The 17,669-nt window shown below is 53.8% G+C and carries 10 protein-coding genes; 4 read left to right on the forward strand and 6 right to left on the reverse strand.

What is annotated here, in order from left to right; genetic code table 11:
• The 6 genes from GQR90_RS08995 to nfuA form a co-directional block, all read right to left on the reverse strand.
• The gene (locus tag GQR90_RS08995) at positions 1-1,875 is read right to left on the reverse strand and encodes an EAL domain-containing protein (protein WP_158773811.1); all 1,875 of its coding nucleotides are present in this window, start codon (positions 1,873-1,875) and stop codon (positions 1-3) included.
• 268 nt (positions 1,876-2,143) lie between these two features.
• A complete protein-coding gene (locus GQR90_RS09000; RefSeq protein WP_158773812.1) occupies positions 2,144-2,536 on the reverse strand; it encodes an ectoine synthase in 393 nt (130 codons plus the stop codon).
• 122 nt (positions 2,537-2,658) lie between these two features.
• Positions 2,659-3,921 carry a diaminobutyrate--2-oxoglutarate transaminase gene (gene ectB / locus GQR90_RS09005; protein WP_158773813.1) on the reverse strand — a complete coding sequence of 421 codons (1,263 nt, stop codon included), beginning with the start codon at positions 3,919-3,921 and terminating at the stop codon, positions 2,659-2,661.
• Positions 3,922-4,148: 227 nt separating this feature from the next.
• Positions 4,149-4,712: a diaminobutyrate acetyltransferase gene (gene ectA / locus GQR90_RS09010; RefSeq protein WP_233266172.1), complete on the reverse strand. Its 564-nt coding sequence runs from the start codon at positions 4,710-4,712 to the stop codon at positions 4,149-4,151.
• Between the two features lie 285 nt (positions 4,713-4,997).
• Positions 4,998-6,839 carry a sensor domain-containing diguanylate cyclase gene (locus GQR90_RS09015; RefSeq protein ID WP_158773815.1) on the reverse strand — a complete coding sequence of 614 codons (1,842 nt, stop codon included), beginning with the start codon at positions 6,837-6,839 and terminating at the stop codon, positions 4,998-5,000.
• A gap of 283 nt (positions 6,840-7,122) precedes the next feature.
• Positions 7,123-7,713: a Fe-S biogenesis protein NfuA gene (gene nfuA, locus GQR90_RS09020; RefSeq protein ID WP_158773816.1), complete on the reverse strand. Its 591-nt coding sequence runs from the start codon at positions 7,711-7,713 to the stop codon at positions 7,123-7,125.
• 333 nt (positions 7,714-8,046) lie between these two features.
• Here nfuA and metH point away from each other — a divergent pair, with 333 nt between their 5' ends.
• From metH to GQR90_RS09040, 4 genes are all read left to right on the forward strand, one after another.
• Positions 8,047-11,754, forward strand: coding sequence for a methionine synthase (metH, locus tag GQR90_RS09025; RefSeq protein ID WP_158773817.1), 3,708 nt, complete (start codon positions 8,047-8,049; stop codon positions 11,752-11,754).
• A 263-nt stretch (positions 11,755-12,017) separates the two neighbouring features.
• Positions 12,018-13,346, forward strand: coding sequence for an MATE family efflux transporter (locus GQR90_RS09030; RefSeq protein WP_158773818.1), 1,329 nt, complete (start codon positions 12,018-12,020; stop codon positions 13,344-13,346).
• A 177-nt stretch (positions 13,347-13,523) separates the two neighbouring features.
• Positions 13,524-14,834 carry an ABC transporter substrate-binding protein gene (locus GQR90_RS09035; protein WP_158773819.1) on the forward strand — a complete coding sequence of 437 codons (1,311 nt, stop codon included), beginning with the start codon at positions 13,524-13,526 and terminating at the stop codon, positions 14,832-14,834.
• Positions 14,835-15,066: 232 nt separating this feature from the next.
• Entirely contained in the window at positions 15,067-17,397 is a 2,331-nt protein-coding gene (locus GQR90_RS09040; protein ID WP_158773820.1) for a bifunctional diguanylate cyclase/phosphodiesterase, read from the forward strand.
• Positions 17,398-17,669 lie beyond the last annotated feature (272 nt).

The following is a 17,669-nucleotide window of genomic DNA, read 5'->3' on the forward strand; positions in this document are numbered from 1 at the left end:
TCAGCTTTTTATTTCCGTTTTGATATTAATCAGCCATTTCTGGTAGCTGTCCGTCGGTGGCACTGGCTGACCAAACGCGAACCCCTGTAACTGATCAAATCCCAGGTCCTCAAGCATCTGTTGTTGGCGAGCATTTTCTACACCAACAGCTATCGCTTCGAGACCCAATGCGTGCAATGCGGCTGTCCATGCCTTGAGCAATCGTGCCTGACGCGGATCTGTCTGTAACTGAGCAATCCAGCTCGGATGGAGTTTGACGCTTTTAGCAGGCAACAGGCTCAATAGCCGCAAGCTGTCATTCCCCGGGCCAAATCTGTCGATACAGAATGAAATACCGTCGCTGATCAGTGCCTTCATGGCTGCCACCAGTGGTTCGGGCGATTCCCTGAAATCTTCCGAGCCACTGATATCGAGCTGTAGTTGTTGGCCCTTGATTCTGTAAAGCCTCAAGACACGCCGCATGGCATCCACGTAATCGGCTTCCAGTAGTCGAGTTGCCGCGATATTGAGCGATAAAGGCAGCACATCGGCACTGCCTTCTTTATCTGAATTCTGCCACTGGTTCAATACGGCGCATGCCTGACGCAGCACCCAAACGTCAAGTTCTTCGGTAAGCCCGGCTTGCCTTGCAATCCGTAGCATCTGATACGGCGATACCCAGCGATCCTGCTCTTTCCAGCGAAGCAACACTTCATGACCACTAAGCGCCAGAGTGCCGCACTTGAATATTGGCTGTATGTGCACACACAGCTCATTGTCGCGTAGCGCCTGGGCAAAGCGATTGTTGAGGTGGATGCGTAGCTGCAGAGTCGATGTCAGATCTGCGACCTGAACATCCTTTTGTAACGGCGCCCAATCACAGGCGCCATGAAGCTCTTCTTCGAGTATTTCAATCAATTCATGTGCTGTGGTGTCGCCAGGCGTAAAGCTCGCTGAACAAAGCAATAATGTGGGTCGTACAGTGGCAGAGAGATGTAGTAGCCAGGGCTGATTCACAAAGCGTGACCAGCGCATGCCACTGACTGCTTGCTTCTGAGGTAGCAGAATTATCAGTGTATCGTGATTCAAGCGGCCCTTGAGCAGTTCGTCACTATCAAAGTTCTCGTTGAGTTGAGTCGAGAGTGACTGCAAGACACCATCAACGAAATTGATGCCCTTCTGCTTGCGCCAGCGCTCGCTGCTCTGAACCTTGAGCAGGATAGCTTGTAGCGTTTGATCAGACGAGTGACCCTTTAGCCAGCTGTCAAACTTCTGGAGATAACGCCGGCGGGTGCTATAGCCGGTAATAGGATCAATACTGGCTTGTAACGTGGCACGTGCTCGCTCAGCCAACAGTGCGTCACGCTGGATGAGTTCATTCTCGACCAGTGCCGCACAACGTACGAGTCGCTCGAGCTGGGCCTCACTGAGCTGACGAGGCTTGTGATCAATCAGGCACAGAGTCCCCAGTGGCAGCCCACTGCTGTCACGCAGTACTGCACCGGCATAGAAGCAGACATGAGGCGGCCCAGTGACGAGTGCATTGTCGTAGAAGCGCTCGTCTTTGGTTGCATCGTTGACGACGAAAAAGCGCTCTTCGTGCAGAGCGTGTGCGCAAAATGCGAGATCTCGGCTCGTTTCACGGGCATCCAGCCCACAGTGTGCCTTGAACCACTGCCGATCTTCGTCTACCAACGATACCAGGCAAACAGGCACATCGAAGATATCCGCGACCAACCGCGTCAGGTCGTCGTAACGCTTCTCGTGATCGCTATCAAGAACCTGCAGGGAATGCAGGCTACAGATGCGCTCCTGTTCACGTGGATGAGGAGCGGCCGGCCTGAAGCCGGGACGGCCTCCCGGCGCTAGCGATGTTGCTGAGGTAGGGTCTGCCATCGGCTGCGGCCTCAAGGACATAAATCGAGAGAAATATGACACATGCCAATAGATGCATGTTTATGCCACTTCACGCATAGCATATCTATTACCGTAAGTACTTTATGGGTTGATAGCCAGTCGTTATATCGCATGATTATCTAACCTGCGGATACTATTCTCTGGAGCCACAACGCAAAACGCCCCGCAGCATATGCTACGAGGCGTCATGTAATACTAACTTCTACTATTGGCAATACCTACCACAAACACTAGCTATCGCGATCGATCAGGCTTCAGCAGGTGCATAGGAGCCATCTTCGCGATGGTTCTCCTTGCCGGTAAGACCTGGCGTGAAGACACAGGCCAGATGCATGGTCTTGGTAGCACGCAGCAAATGATCGTCGTGCTGGTCAAGTATATAGACATCACCCGGCTTGATTGGCCAGATCTTGCCATCAGAGAGGGTTTCTACCTCGCCCTCACCTTCCATGCAATACACCACTTCATAGTGATGCTTGTAATGGATATGCGTCTCAGTACCTTCGAAAATACGCGTAATGTGGAAGGAACACTTTCCACCATCTTCGTCCAACAACAGGCGCGTACTATCCCAGTTACCATTCTCGGCTTTTACCAGACGCTCTGTCTTGCGAGATTCTTCGAGATTGCGAACGATCATGTAGTTCTCCTTTGTATGCTGCCCGATAACTGGCAGCTGACAGTAGGTGACACGCAGGATGGCACCACGATAACCAGAAGGTGCACGAACGTCCTGCCTTACTTGAGCTGAAGATCGGCTTGTTACTTGAGAACGGCAGCCGCATTTTCTTCGATGATATCGAGCGCTTCCAGCAGCTCTTCATCACGAATGGTCAGCGGGCACAGACATTTGACAACCTGACCTGAGTGACCACTGGTCTCGATAATCAGACCCTGCTCGAAACAGCGGCTGGTAATCGCATCAGCCAGTTCACCACTGCGCACATCAATACCACGCATCAGGCCACGGCCTTTCTCGTGAGCCTCAAAGCCATTTTCACATGCCTTGGCGGCAATCTTCTGGAAGCGCTCTTCGACAATACGGCCCTTGCGCTGAATATCACGCTCAAACTTGTCATCGCTCCAGAAGTGGCGCAGTGCAGCGGCGCCTGTCACGAAGGCCAGTGCGTTACCACGGAAGGTGCCGTTGTACTGACTCGGCTTCCACTGATCTAGCTCAGGGCGCATCAGCACCATCGCAAAAGGCACGCCAGAGGCGGACAGTGACTTGGAGTTACACACCATGTCGGGCACGATATCGGCGTGTTCAAAGCTGAAGAACTTGCCAGTACGCCCACAGCCTGCCTGGATATCATCGATGATCAGCAGGATCTTGTGTTCTTTGCACAGTGCATCGAGACGTTGTAGCCATTCGATGGAGGCCGGGTTGATACCACCCTCGCCTTGTACTGTTTCCACCAGCACCGCTGCCGGACGATCCAGACCACTTGAAGAATCCTTGAGCAGCTTGTCCAGGTAAGCAACCGTGTCGATGCCCTCGCCCATGTAACCATCGAATGGTACGAACTGAGCACCCTGTGCCGGCAGGCCAGCAGCATCGCGGAACTTGGCATTACCGGTAGTGGCAAGTGCGCCCATCGTCACACCATGGAAGCCATTGGTGAACGATACGATGTTATGACGACCCGAGATCTTGCGCGCCAAACGAATGGCAGCCTCAATCGCGTTAGTGCCTGTCGGCCCCGGGAAATGAACTTTATAGTCCAGTCCACGTGGCTTCAGAATGACTTCGTCAAGTGCTTCAAGAAAATCACGCTTGGCAGCTGTCCACATATCAAGGCCATGGATGATGCCATCGCTGTTGATGTAGTCGATCAGCGCCTTCTTGAGTACTGGATGGTTGTGGCCGTAATTAAGTACGCCAGCACCGGCGAGAAAATCGATGTAACGCTTGCCATCCTCGGTGAATAGGTAGGCATTCTGCGCTTTGGTGAATACTGTCGGGAAAGAACGCGAATAAGTGCGTACCTCGGATTCCATCCGTTCGAGAATCTGTGTGTTCATGCTTTCACCTCCCTGGTGAGGAATATCCATCACTCGCCCGCTAAAACGAAGTCTCTTTAAGATTCAAGGAAGACTTCGTACTACAGGAACATCGAGTGGGAGATTCCATGGGTGTAGAAAAGAAATCTGACGCTTGCTGCTATCGTTTTTCTGGCGCGCTTGCCGCGTGATATCCCTCATACTTTGACTCGGATATCGTGACTACGCATGAAGAGCGCCCTTGATACTTAAAGGTCGTTCGGAAGGAACGGCCCGATACGTACCAGATTCTCTGGCATGTGCTCCCCGCCCAGCTGGTCGGTAGAGAAGTACTCGCGTGAATTCAGCGGCACCTGCCAGCGCTCCGAGAGGCGAGTGAACAGCGCCCACGAAGCTTCATTGTCAGGAGTGATGGTGGTTTCCAGGTGGCGCACGTGTGCCATTTCCGGACGCTTCATCACAGCCTCTACCAAGCGACGAGCCAAGCCTGTGCCGCGAGCCTTCTCGCCTACCGCAATCTGCCACAGGAAGAATGTCTGGGGGGCATCATTGCGGGTATAGCCTGAGACGAACCCGACGACCTCACCCTCTTCATCTGTCGCTACTGCACAGCTGTCACGGAATTGAGTCGCGAGCAACAGGTACGAATACCCTGAATTGAGGTCCAGCGGCGGACATGCCTTGACCAGCTCATAAATGCCCCAGCCATCATCTGTTGTCGGCTGTCGGATAAACAACGGCTTAGTCGCGCGGTTTATCACGGCATCGTGCGTGTGGTGGGCCAAGCCCTGAATCGTGGAAGTCATTGTCATGGTTTTCATATGATTTTTCGCAGTTGGCGAATTCGCCGTAAACCATAACAAACGGTTATGGATGATGCAAACCATAAATTATTCTCACACCACGCATGAATAACGGAGAATTATCCAAAAAGGCATGCGTTGCTGGCGCAAAGGGGGGGGTAACAGCGGTCAGAGAATCATTTCTGGCCGGTGAGTAAGCGTCACACACACGGCGCCCTGTTGGGAGCCGTGTGAAGCTAGCTGAGAGTACTGAATGAGAGGGTACTGAAGGATGCAGGATACCAGCGACAGAATTCAGCCTTGATCACGAGGTGTATTCGACGGCGTTGATGCAGAGGGTAATGTAGAGGGTTGGTCTCGACGCTTGCGCGCCGTGGCGACAATCTGGCCCAGCTCATCATGCTGACTAAACTGGACGGCACAGTTACGCCCTTCACTCTTGGCGGCATAGAGCGCCATGTCGGCATTGTGAGACAACTGCTCGCGACCCTGGCCATGCTGTGGAGCAATGGCGATACCAACACTACATCCAACTTCCAGCTTGTGATCTTCATAGAGGAATGGCTTGCCGATGCTATCAATGATGCGTTGGGCCAGCTGAGCCAATTCTCCATGTCGCCCAAGATTTGCCTGAATATCGGCGTTGTGCACCAGCACCACGAATTCATCACCGCCAAGGCGCGCAACAAAATCGCTTTTGCGAACGAGTTTTGTCAGCCGCTCTGAGATAACCTTGAGCGCCACATCACCGGCAGCGTGCCCGTGAGTATCATTGATGGGCTTGAACTTATCGATATCGAGCATCATGCACGCAAGCTGACCACCATTCTCATCGACCTCCTTGAGTAACTGGTTGATGCGATCATAGAAGTGTTGGCGATTTGGCAAACCCGTCAGAGAGTCGTGCATCGCAAGCTGGGTAATGCGCTTCTTATAGTTGTTGCTCTCAATGATGTTGTATTTGAATTTCTGGAGCGCACGTGCCATCTGTCCGACTTCATTGGAACGCTGAGTCCCGTCGATCACCACGCTGACATCGTCTTCAGCCAACGTATTCATGGTATTGGTAAGACGACGAATCGGCGACAGTACATAACGGGCAAAGAGCCACATGGAAATGCTGACCAATACGAAAATCATCACCAGTGCCACGCCATTGACGATGGGCGCTAGAGAAGACAGGAGCTTCAGGGTCTCGCCAACAGCTGAAGAAGTACGACTGATACGTAGCGTAGTTTGATGATCCAGTGCATCCAAGCCAGCCAGCGCTGATGTGTCATCAATCTTGACGCGCGCATCCAATGCCCGTGGCAGCATATTCGGCGCTTCAGCATGTAGTCGGCTAATCAGAGTCAATCGATCACTGTATGACTGCACGACATCGGCAATATCTCGAATCGCACGTTGTTCGGCCTGGTTCAGGCCCAGTGTTCGATAGTCGGCCAACGTCTGACGCAAGCGAAGGATATCCTCATCCGTCTGTTGCCCATAGATAGCATCGCCTCGCAGCACGTAATTCTTGAAATGATGAATCATCGCGCCATAACCCATATTACGACGCAAATTAGCCGTCAGCCGTACCTTGCCCATGCCTGTACTGGTGAGGCCATCGATATCATGTACTTCATCTTCGGCGATCCTGCGCAGTGTATTCAAACCACTGACTGCCAGGTAATCGTCTATCTTGACCTGTTTATCAATGGCGGCAGCGGTCTCACCTCGTGATTGCATGTCACGTACCTTGATCACCATCTCTTCATAGCGATCCAGTGTCTGACGCAAACCCTCGATGCCCGACTCTTCTTCCTGACTCAAGCCAAGATTCTGATATCGCAGCAACGCACTGCGCGTTGCACCTATCTGGCGTTGAATCTCGCCGACCAGAGAGTCATCCTCGCGAAGTACCAGATTCTTGAAATCGTGAATCATGCCGCCGTAGCCCATAGACTTGGTAATCTGGCTTTCCAGTCGGGCCTTGTCCGAACGCGCCTGCTGATACTCCTGCCAGTCATGTTCAAGTCCAGTGACATTGCGCGTAACAAACGCCAGGACCGTCAGCAACACCAGCCCTGCCAGTGCTGACAGCACGCAGATGATGATATTGAGGGTACGAAAACGAAGGTTGGCCAGCTTCATGAATGATGCTCTCTTGGCTTGAGACGTCGATAGAATAGTGCTCCAGACAGCCATGGCGCCGGCCTACAGCAGGAATACCCCATCAAGATACCAGAAAAACTAATTCTTCATTAGTGTCGAAACTAATGCTTGTCATTAGAAAACGTCAGCAATATTCACTCAGATGTCTTTGTATTCCATAAAAAAAGCCCCCGCATCGATTGCTCGATGCGGGGGCTTGAACGCTGTGACGCCAGATCAGCTAGCGGACCTGATGATCAGACACGCCTTGCTGACCAAGGAATCAGTTGTAGTAAGCGTTGGTGGTGTCGGTATGATCTGTGACGTCGCGCACACCAGTCAGCTCCGGAATACGCTCCATCAGCGTCTTTTCAACGCCATCCTTGAGCGTCAGGTCGACTGCTGAGCAGCCTTGACACCCGCCGCCGAACTGCAAGACAGCCACTTGCTCTTCGGTCAGCTGCATCAGCTTGATTTCACCACCGTGGGCAGCAAGCCCCGGGTTGATCTCGCTATAAAGGAGATAGTTGATGCGATCTTCCAGCGGGCTGTCGGCGTTGACCTTGGGCATCTTGGCATTCGGGGCCTTGATGGTCAGCTGGCCGCCCATACGGTCGGCATTGAAATCAACGGTGGCTTCCTCAAGAAACGCGATGCTGTTCTTGTCGAGATAAACCTTGAGCTTGGGAAGTGCCAGCACCTCATCAGTTGGCTCTTCTTCACCAGGACGGCAGTAGGCCAAGCAGGTCTCGGCGTAAGGCGTACCCGGCTGGGTAATGAAAATACGAACGCCAATGCCCTCGACGTTCTGTTTCTCGAGCAGTTCTGCCAGGTACTCCTGGGCGCTGTCGGTAATCTGGATGCTCTCACTCATGGCGTAGAGACTCTCTCGATGTCAGGTGACTTATAGCGTCATGTTAAGGAAAAGCTAGCGCACTCGCAATCCTGAGTAATTCACTCGGGATTAACGTGCGGGTTTCAAGCAGCGTTTCTGATCATTCTCTGCTGTCTAGTCCTGGAGCGAGTGCCCTCACCGGAGCATGGTGCATCCTCGGGAGTCTGGTAGCATAAGGCCACCGTGCCGGATGAATCATCTCTTGTCACAGGCCACTATAATCATGAGTTCGCGCCTGCAGCAGCGTAAGAGTCACCTCTTGCGCAACGCTACAAGACACAACGCGACACGCCTTATCTGCTGGAGACTGTCATGGCGAGAGCCTTAGTTCCCCTCCCCCCTGCGCTTCAAAAGGCATTAGCTGAACGCATCCTTATCCTCGATGGCGGCATGGGCACCATGCTGCAGAGCTATGGGCTAGAGGAAGAGGATTTCCGTGGTGAACGCTTTGCCGACTGGCCTCGCGATATCAAAGGCAACAATGATCTGCTGGCCCTGACACGCCCCGATATTGTAGACGCCATTCACCGTGCTTATTTCAAGGCCGGCGCCGATATCGTCGAAACCAACACCTTCAATGCCACCCGGTTGTCACAATCGGACTACGGTATGGAAGCGCTGGTCTACGAGATCAATCTCCAGTCAGCCCGCCTGGCACGCAAGGCAGCCGATGACGTTGCCGCCGAGACAGGCATCGCCCGCTTCGTCGCCGGCGTACTCGGGCCCACCAGCCGCACCTGCTCCATCTCGCCAGACGTCAATGACCCGGCCAAGCGTAACGTGACCTTCGATGCGCTGCGTGACAACTATCGTGAAGCGGCACTGGCGCTATTTGAAGGTGGCTCAGATCTCATCTTGATCGAGACCATCTTCGATACCCTGAATGCCAAGGCCGCTATCTACGCACTCGAAGAGTTGTTTGACGAGGGCCATCCGCGTCTGCCGGTAATGATCTCCGGCACCATCACGGATGCCTCTGGCCGTACGCTGTCGGGCCAGACCACTGAAGCCTTCTGGAATTCTGTGCGCCATGCACGCCCGCTGAGCGTCGGCCTCAACTGTGCGCTTGGCGCAGAAGAGCTACGCCCTTATCTGCGCGAGCTGTCAGACAAGGCAGATACCTTTGTCTCCGCCCACCCCAACGCAGGCCTGCCCAACGAATTCGGCGAGTACGACCAGACCCCGGAAGAAATGGCCGAGATCATTGGTACCTTCGCGGCCGACGGTTTGCTCAACATCATCGGGGGCTGCTGTGGCTCTACGCCGGAACACATCCAAGCCGTCAAGGCAGTGGTTGAGCGCTACCCTCCTCGTCAGCTCCCGGTCATCGCCCCGGCTTGTCGTCTATCAGGGCTTGAGCCCTTCAACATCACGGTAGATTCCTTGTTCGTCAATGTCGGGGAGCGGACCAACGTCACCGGCTCCGCACGCTTCCGTCGACTGATCAAGGAAGAGGATTACACCACAGCGCTTGAGGTCGCGCTCGAACAGGTCGAGAACGGCGCGCAGATCATCGACGTCAACATGGACGAGGGCATGCTCGAGTCCAAGGAAGCCATGGTGCGCTTCCTGAACATGATTGCTTCGGAGCCGGATATCTCTCGTGTGCCGATCATGGTTGATTCCTCCAAGTGGGACATCATCGAGGCCGGCCTGAAGTGCATCCAGGGCAAGGCAGTCGTCAACTCCATCTCACTGAAGGAAGGCGAGGGCAGCTTCCGGCATCAGGCGCAGATCTGTCGTCGCCATGGTGCTGCCGTCGTCGTGATGGCCTTTGACGATGTGGGCCAGGCGGATACCTACCAGCGCAAGATCGAGATCTGTGAGCGTGCCTATCGCTTGTTGGTTGATGACATAGGCTTCCCGGCGGAAGACATCATCTTTGATCCCAATATCTTTGCCATCGGCACCGGGATCGAGGAGCACAACAATTACGGCGTCGATTTCATTGAGGCGACTCGCTGGATTCACGAGAATCTGCCTCACGCGATGATCTCGGGAGGGGTCTCCAATGTCTCCTTCTCGTTCCGCGGTAATAACCCCGTCCGCGAAGCCATTCATTCCGCCTTCCTCTATCACGCCATTCAGGCCGGCCTGAGCATGGGTATCGTCAATGCCGGCCAGCTGGCACTTTATGACGATCTTCCCGAAGAGCTGCGTGAAGCGGTACTCGATGTCGTACTCAATCGTCGCGATGACAGTACCGAACGCTTGCTCGACATCGCCGACAAGTACAAGGGTGACGGCAGTACTGGCGAGAAGAAGGAAGATCTTGAATGGCGTAGCTGGCCGGTCAACAAGCGGATTGAGCATGCATTGGTCAAGGGCGTCACGGTGCATATCCTGGAAGATACCGAGGAAGCACGCGTTCAGGCTGCCCGTCCCATTGAAGTCATCGAAGGGCCACTGATGGATGGCATGAATGTGGTCGGTGATCTATTCGGTGCTGGCAAGATGTTCTTGCCGCAGGTCGTGAAGTCAGCACGAGTCATGAAGCAGGCCGTTGCCCACCTCATACCGTTCATCGAAGCGGAAAAGAATGGTGAAGTGCAGGCCAAAGGCAAGATCGTGATGGCGACGGTCAAGGGCGATGTGCATGACATCGGCAAGAACATCGTCGGCGTGGTGCTTCAGTGCAACAACTACGAAGTCATTGACCTGGGCGTCATGGTGCCAGCCGAGAAGATTCTGCAGACGGCCATCGACGAGAAGGCTGATATCATTGGTCTCTCCGGCCTGATCACGCCGTCGCTGGATGAAATGGTCAATGTAGCCAAGGAAATGAAGCGCCGCGGCTTTGAATTGCCGCTGCTGATCGGTGGCGCAACGACCTCCAAGGCGCACACTGCAGTCAAGATCGAGCCGCAGTATGATCATCCCGTCATCTATGTCACGGATGCCTCACGTGCAGTGGGGGTAGCATCCCGTCTGCTGTCGGAGGAGCTCAAGCCTGCCTATGCGGCCGAGATTCGTGCCGAGTATGAGAAGGTGCGCGAGCGCAATGCCAAGCGTCGTCCCAAGGCCGCGGACCTCGACTATCCTGAGGCGCGCAAGCGCCGCTTGCAGCCGGATTGGGAGCAATACACGCCCCCCGCGCCCAGCTTTACGGGGCTCAAGGTCTTTGATCACTACCACCTGGATGAACTGATCGAGTGTATCGACTGGACGCCGTTCTTCATCAGCTGGCAGCTGGCGGGCAAGTACCCGAAGATTCTCGAGGACAGCATGGTCGGTGAGGCGGCGCGATCGTTGTTCGACGACGCCAAGGTCATGCTGCGCAAGTTAGTCGATGAGAAAGTGCTGACGGCGCGAGGTGTCATCGGCTTCTGGCCAGTCAATTGCGTGGATGACGACATGTTGGAAGTCTATGCGGATGAGTCACGTACCGAGGTGATCGAACACCTGCATCATATCCGTCAACAGATGACCAAGAATCGTGATGGTGTCTGCTATAGCCTGGCGGACTTCATCGCCCCGAAGAGTAGTGGCAAGCCCGATTGGATTGGAGGTTTTGCCGTCACGACGGGGCATGGCGCTGACGAACTGGCCAAGGCTTATGAAGAAGCTGGAGATGATTACAGCGCCATCATGGTCAAGGCGCTGGCAGACCGCCTTGCCGAAGCCTTCGCGGAGCGGCTCCATGAGCGTGTGCGAAAGGAATTCTGGGGCTACGATGCCGATGAATCGTTGGATAATGAGGCGATGATCGCGGAGAAATATCGTGGCATACGTCCGGCGCCAGGCTATCCGGCTTGCCCGGATCACACCGAGAAAGCCACGTTGTTCCGCATGCTCGAGCCTGAAGCCAATGCCGGCATGCTACTGACTGACAGCTTTGCGATGTGGCCGGCCGCCGCTGTTTCTGGGTGGTACTTTGCGCATCCGGAATCCAAGTACTTCTCTACTGGCAAGATCACGCGTGATCAAGTGCAGTCGCTGGCAACGCGCAAGGCCATGGAGATGAGCGAGATGGAGCGCTGGCTGTCCCCGATATTGAGTTACGATCCCGACGCCAGGTGATAGAAGCTGCGGACGAAAGTGGCACTCACCACGCACCTTCCCCGCCATGAGACTCAACTACGCCTCACGCCTTGATACGTGAGGCGTAGTTGTTTGTCTCTCTTGAGGCTCGTCGTGTTCTCTCTGTGACGAGCACGCTATCATGGCCATCTTCTTTTACTGCTGTGAGTCGCCTGTGCTGCTGTTACTGCCCCCTTCTTGCATTCCCACTGCCTGCTCTGGCTCCCCTCTCTGTCTTTCACTTTCGCAGGTGGGACTCACTCATGCTGCCTGATCGTGTCCGTAGCATCAGGATTCTTGCGCTTGCGCTGCCAATCATTGGTGGCATGCTGTCGCAAAGCCTACTGAATCTGATTGATGCTGCTCTGGTCGGTCAACTGGGGGAGACAGCGCTGGCAGGCGTCGGGGTTGGCGGATATACCATGTTCATGGTGACCGCAGTCCTCTTCGGGCTTTCCTCGGGAGTTCAGGCACAGACCTCACGCCGACTGGGTGAACAAGCGTTGTCACGCTGTGGCGAAGGGTTGAATTCAGGACTCGTCATCGCGCTGGTCGCCGGAATTCCGCTCACGGCGGCCTGCTATCTGGGCTCCCATTTCCTGGTGGGGTTAATCAATGGGCAACCCGAGGTGCTGAGCACCGGCACCTCCTACTTTGAATGGCGCGTGCTGGGACTGATTCCCATCGCGATGGCATTCTGCTTTCGTGGCTACTGGAATGGGATCCAGAGTACCGGCGTCTATCTACGCATCATGGTGATCATTCAGCTCGTCAATGTCGTGGCCAGCGTATTGCTGATACATGGCTGGCTTGGCTTGCCGGAAATGGGCGCAGATGGCGCCGGCGCTGGTACGACGCTGTCACAGTTCGTCGGGCTGGGGCTATGGTTGCAGACCACCCTGCGCAGCGGCAAAGGGCACGGCGTGCTGAAAGCCTTGCCAGCTGCCTCGACATATCTGGCCACCCTGAAGCTCGCCATTCCTCATTCCTTTCAGCAACTGTGGTTTGCCGCCGGCTACGCAATGCTGTTCTGGATTCTAGGCAAGATCGACGCTGCCAGCGTGGCTGTGGCTCATGTGCTGGTCAATCTATCACTGTTACTGATATTGCCAGGTGTCGGGCTGGGTCTTGCAGCCATGAGCCTCGTGGGGCAGGCACTGGGGCGTGGTGAGCGAGAGGATGCTCATCGATGGGGATGGGATACCGTGCGTATCGCACTGCCCTGCCTATTGCTGTTGGGGCTGCCGCTGTGGGCTGCCACCGATACCGTACTGGGACTCTTTCTCCATCGCTCCACACTGGTGGCGCTGGGGCATCTTCCCCTTCAACTGACTGCCGTGATGATCGCCGCGGATTGCGCGGCGATTGTGCTTGGACAGGCACTGTTGGGGGCTGGCGCCAATCGCACGGTCATGACGGCTACGCTGAGCTTGCAATGGGCAGTTTTTCTACCCTTGGCCTGGTGGTTTGGAGTCTCGCAGGAGGGTGGTCTACTGGCGATCTGGTGGCTCCAGCTTGGCTATCGCCTGCTCAACTCCTGCGTCTTCGCCATGCTATGGCAAGGTAGAGGCTGGCAGAAGCTGGCAGTGTGATAGTGGGACAGCGATCAATGAAAGCAGACACTCACTATTAGAACGCCTGTCGCTGTCCTGTTCACACCTGAAACGTTGAACGCATCGTTGTTTCTTCTGAATTATCACCTACTTGCCAGAAGGCTTTCCCGTATTCTGACAAGAGACACTCCCCTTGGTAATGCCCGGAGATAGCTCATGCGTCGCTTTACGTCGTGTTGGTTTGGCCAGACGATGACCTTCCTGCTTGTCACCATGTTGGGGGCCAGCTCTTTTGTAGCTGCACAGGCGAATGCGAGCGAGTTTTCACACCCCTATGGCACCAGTACGCAAGGACCCGACTCTCTGGTCCCGGAGGCCGCGCTTGCCTCAATGGCTTCCGCCACTTCATCGTCCTCAATTCACGAAACAATCGATGGTACGGACAAGCTGATATCCCAAGGTAGGTCCAGTCCCCTCTCGGCAACGTTCATCAATCCCGGCAAACAAGGCGAGCGTTTCTGGGACATGGTCACTGACATCATGTCAGCCTCCGCTCAAGACCTGAATATCGCGCTGGAGATCCTTTATGCCGAGCGAAGCCCTTATCGACTCCGCGAGCTTGCCACGGAAACACTCACGCGCAGCATGCCACCGCACTACCTGTTGCTGGTCAATGAAGAGCAGGCTTTTTCCGAGCTACTGAGTATCGCTGACACCACGCATACAAAGGTATTGATGCTGCTCAATGATTTGCCCGCAGAACATCGTTATTTGAATCAGTCGCAGAGGATTCTGCATCCTTCCTGGATAGGAAGTGTCATTCCAGATAATCATGATGCAGGAAAACGCATGGCCACGTTACTGCTGAAAGAGGCACGGGCTCTCAGACCTGACACCCCACTTCATGCATTGGCACTGATCGGAGATACACGGACACCCGCCTCCATCGCGCGCAATGCTGGCATGTTGTCCGGCTTCGGCTCGGATGATGCACTTACCATTGACCGTATTCTGGAAGCTCGCTGGAATCATCAAGATGCCGAACGTCTCACTCAGCAGTATCTCACGTGGATAAAGAAAGAAAAGCACGGTGTGGATATAATCTGGTCCGCGAATGACGCCATCGCCGAAGGTGCCATCAAAGCATTGGAATCAACCAGTATTCAGCCAGGTAAAGATACTCTGGTGGCGGGACTCAACTGGTCGCCAGAAGGTATCAAGATGGTTGCAGACGGACGCATGCTACTGACGGATGGTGGGCACTTCATGGCCGGTGCCTGGGCCATGATCATGATACGAGACCATACTGACAATCCCGAGATGCTGGCACGACTGGTAACGTTCCCCATGTCAGCCATTACCACCCACAATGTCCTGGAGTATGGTCCTCTATTACTTGCACCTGATTGGACACGCATTGATTTCAAGCGTTATCGCCTTACGCCAAGTAATCCTCGTTATCATTTTGATTCCATGCAAGTATTGGAACAGCTCAAGATAGAAGCACTACCGGATATCAAGATATGAATGACAGATAGAGTCGGAGAATGAAATATCAGAGACAGGATTTCACGGATTCCTTTAACCTTTTCAGATACCAGGATGTTCAGCACATTCAGAGACCGATCCAAAGAGGGTATTTCAACCCCCTATTCATCTGTCGAGATGTCTGGAGCAACGTTGAACATGAGGGATAATGGTGATGAAGACGATGAGCAATGATCCCTCCGGGTTTCGACCTCAAGAAGAGACATCTTCAATGCCTCATGGCACCTTTCTCATATGGCGAACTCTGCGCTTGCTGGTGCCATTGATCTTCATCATTTGCTTGATCTTCGGGTTCCTGAGTTTCTATCTCTATGCCAAGGAAAGCTCGGAGCACATGCATCAGGATCATGAAAAAGTCCTCAATCTGGCGGCATTGGCATTGCCGAATGCCATCTGGAACTTTGATCAGGCTGTCATCCAGCAATATCTGGAAACGTTGAGTGACCAGCCCAGTATCCATGCTGTCAGATATTATGATCATCACGATGATCTAGTGGAGTCGATCACCAAGGAAGGGACAGCGATCTCACCAATGACTCATGAACGTCAATTGGTCTATTCCAGTTCGCTGGTGACTCAAAAGGTTGGCAGGCTGGAAATAGAAAGTACTGATCAACCCTTGGTCGAAAAGCTTTATCAAGTCGCCGCGCTCTTGTCTGGCATTGCCTTGTTCATCGTGGCGGGTGTGGTCGTATTGATTTCCTGGCAGTTGAAGCACTATGCATTGACTCCGCTTAACCGGGCAATCAAAAGCATGCGCCAATTGGAGGGACCCACAGAACACTTTGAGGCGATTCCTCTGGTTCGTACCCATGAAGTCAACAATGTGATCGACAATCTGAACATGCTGGGTAGGCAACTGTTCGTGATGATGGAGGCACTCAGAAATAATGAAGAGCGCTATCAGCATTTCTATCGTGACACGCCCGCCCTGTTATTGGTCGTCGACATGAATGGCATCATTCAGGATGCCAGTCAGGAGCTGATCAATCTCATCAGTATCCCGCGGGCTACGTTATCGGGCATGAGATTTGATGAACTTTTTGATTCACGCGAGACAGACCAGCTCAGTCGTGTGCAGTCAGCTCTCCAGACAGGTACTGCCTGTGATGACCTGGTATTAGTACTGAAGTGTCAGTATCAAGAGAATCGCGATGTGCAGGTTGTCATCCCAGCTGCCAAAGAAACACAAGAGAGTGCGATGCTATTGTTGAACGACATTACCGAGTTGATGCAGACCCAGAAGCGCCTGATGGAGCATGAACTGGTTGACGGATTGACGCGTCTTCCCAACCGCATCGCCTTGAATCGGCATCTGACATCACTGATGTCGCAAGAGGTTGCTTTCAGTCTGCTGTTCGTCAATATCGACCGTTTTCATAGCATCAATCATCATCTTGGGCCATCTGATGGAGACCGCCTACTGGTCGAGGTCGGTGAGCGGCTGCAACAGTGTGAACCGGATTGGCTGGGGCGCAATGGTGGGGATGAGTTCGTGATGCTGTGTGATATCAAGCAACTCTCCAGCCTGGTAAAACGAATTGAGCAAGCGTTTGCAGAGCCATTGTTGAAGGCCGGTGAGCCGATATATCTCTTCTTCAGCATGGCGGGTCTCGATGCTCACGCCGGCCTGCAGACGCCCAACCAACTACTGCATCAACTTGAGCACACCATGGTCGAGATAAAGCATGCGGGGGGTAATCAGTACCGGATGTGTTCTCGAGAAAGTGCTCAGCAAGAAAGCGAGGCACTGTTTCTCAATGAAAGAATGATTCGTGAAGCCCTGACCATGCAGTGGTTCTCACTCTATCTGCAGCCAATCTACGACGCTGCCAGTCCAGATCTTGATGCACCCGAATTACTGGGCGCTGAAGCACTTATTCGCCTCGAACACCCTGAGCTAGGGCTGATATCCCCCGATGTCTTCATTTCTGCCGCAGAGAAGACAGGCCAGATCATCGAGATAGGGAATTGGGTACTCAAAGAAGCCGCCGTCATCCTCTGTGAATGGCAAAAACAAGGTTTCAGTACACGCTATCTCTCGGTGAATGCTTCGGTTATCCAGTTCCGGAATCATGGGCTTCTTCATCAACTTGAGTCGCTAATCGAGCGTTACCCGATAAACCCGACACAGCTGGTGATTGAGGTAACAGAGAATCTCATGCTCGATAGTGAGGAGAGTCTTCGATACCAGCTCGACGCGATACGTAAACTGGGAGTCAATCTGTCGCTGGATGACTTTGGCACCGGCTTCTCCTGTCTGTCCTATCTGCATGAGCTGCCCTTCGGCACCCTGAAAATCGATCGCTCATTCGTCAACAATGTGAGCACCAGCCCAAGAGACAAGCAGTTGGCTCGCGTCATCGTGGACATGGCCAGCTCCCTGGATATGCAGGTAGTGGTGGAGGGTATCGAACAACGCGATCAGGCGGAAATCTTTCAGGCGATGGGGGTACGCGCTTTCCAGGGCTATCATTTCGCACGCCCGATGCCCCTGGAGTCTTTCGAAGCACTTTTCGGAGCGACTGACAGCTCTCCTTGAGCCCCAGCTACACAGCCAACAAGAGCAGCAAGATAGCCAGTGAATCGTCATCCTCATTTCCCTCTTTGCTTGCAAGGCCATCTCACTTGACGGGGTGGCCTTTTCTTTTCACAAGACTGGCGGCACACTTGCAGCACCTTCTTCATAACGCGATCGTCGAAAACTATGATGATTTATTCTTTTAAAGAATAAAGAATAAAAGGTAGAGTGGCCCAAGCATCAATAAGATTCGCATCAGTGGACGCCCACCTGATGCCCGACCGTAGGACACA

Origin of the sequence: Cobetia sp. L2A1, assembly GCF_009796845.1 — a bacterium.
Taxonomy (GTDB): Bacteria; Pseudomonadota; Gammaproteobacteria; order Pseudomonadales; family Halomonadaceae; genus Cobetia.